This is a genomic window from Mycolicibacterium parafortuitum (assembly GCF_002086815.1).
Taxonomy (GTDB): domain Bacteria; phylum Actinomycetota; class Actinomycetes; order Mycobacteriales; family Mycobacteriaceae; genus Mycobacterium; species Mycobacterium parafortuitum.
The window spans coordinates 1-1,726 of sequence record NZ_MVID01000059.1; the positions used below are offsets into that span (position 1 = coordinate 1).

The following is a 1,726-nucleotide window of genomic DNA, read 5'->3' on the forward strand; positions in this document are numbered from 1 at the left end:
CTAGGAGCCTGCTGAATTAGTGGGTTTCTGGTGTGGCGTCAGGCCGATGATCATGCCCGGCAATGAGGTGTTGGTCGGTGTCAGTGGAGCGTGGGCCGCATCGTTTGCCTTAGGCGATGGCCCAGGTGTTGCCGTTATGGGTCAGGCCCAGGGTGATTAGGCGGCGCAGATTCAGTGCGGCGGCCCGGTGATGTAGCCAGTGGTTGTTCTTGGTGACGCCGCGGTAGCGGACTTTGCGGTTTCCTCGGGTCAGCCAGGCGATCGAGCGTTCCACCATGGGCCGGTGCTGGCGATACTCGGTCTGCCACTCGTCTGTGCGGGCGATGGCCCGCGCTGCACGGAGGTGGTGTTCGTGTGCGCTGATGGTGAGTTTGCGTCCACGTGCGGCGGTGGTACACGAAGTCACCAAAGGACATGAGCGACAGTATTTCTCGAACCTCGCACCGCCACTGGGTGTGATCCTGACAGTGTGTTCTGCCGGGCAGGTGACAGTGCGGGCTTCGAAATCGATGGTGAAATCATCGCTGGTGAATCCCCCGGGTACCGCGGCGCGTTGGGGCAGCGGTTTGATCACCGCGACATGCTTGAGTTCAGCCAGCGTTGCCCGCGCTGCGCCGGTGCCGTAGGCCGAATCGCCGAGCACCCGCACCGGGGCCTGTTCGTCGGCGAGCAGTGCCAGTCCGATGACGGCTTCGTGGTTGCCGGGACCGCTGGCCTTGGTCAGGACGCAGTCGGTGATGATCCCGGTATCAGGTTCGACCGCGACATGGGCCTTGAAGCCGTCTTGGCGCCGTGCCACGGTCTTGTGGGCATGACGGGCGTCGGGATCGACGGTCGAGATCACCCGATCCCCGGCGACCTTTTGTGCGATCTGCCAGTGCCCGTCGGTGCCATCCGAGCCGTCGACGGGTTCGACGTCCTGGCCGGCGACCAACGCCAACAACGCCACCGCCTCAGCGGCGCGTGGCCCGAGATCCTGATCGGGCAGATATCCCAGTAGCCGGTGGGCATCGCCGACCAGAGCATCGATCAGATGGTCGCGAGCGGTCTTGTCGTTCCAGGCGATCGCGGGCTTACCCGGATCGGTGTAGTCATGAGCGGTGCACCGGGCAGCGATCACCGTGCTGGCGCCGGGCACGTCGCGGCCCACCCGGCGGATCGCCGCGATCAGCTGGGTCACGGTGTCCTGGGTGGCCACCGCATCATCGAGCACGGTGGAATCCAACGCCCGCCGTGTTTTCTTGGCCAGTACCCCGGTCTGCGCGACGACAGCTTTGACCGCCTCAAAGATCCGGTCCGGGGCCTGTGAGGCCGCCAATCGGCGCCGCCAATAGGTCAATGTCGTGGAGTGAAACGCCGCCGCGGTCACGGGCAGCCCGCACGCGGCTTTCCAGCGCAGATCGAAGGTGACCGCGTCCACGGTCTCGTTATCGGAAAGCCCGTGCAACGCTTGCAGGGTGATCACCGAGGCCATCACCTCGGCCGGCACGCTCGGCCGCCCCCGCCCCGAGGGAAACAGATCAGCGAACATCGCCTCCGGGAACAGCTCACGGCGGTGGGCAGCCAGGAACGCAAACATGCTGTCGGGCTTCAGAAGATGCCCGGCCACCGATTCGGCATCCAACAGCTCACGCTGATCATCAGAGTGTCCCTGCACCCGTTAATCATCTCGAGAACCCAGCCGCAAACCCCGCCACCACGCCGGATTAATTCAGCAGGCTCCTAG

1 protein-coding gene is annotated in these 1,726 nt (G+C 64.8%); it reads right to left on the reverse strand.

All coding sequences use genetic code 11. The features are described from left to right. Nucleotides 1-109: 109 nt before the first annotated feature. Nucleotides 110-1,657, reverse strand: coding sequence for an IS1182 family transposase (locus tag BST38_RS28745; protein ID WP_083146941.1), 1,548 nt, complete (start codon nucleotides 1,655-1,657; stop codon nucleotides 110-112). Nucleotides 1,658-1,726 lie beyond the last annotated feature (69 nt).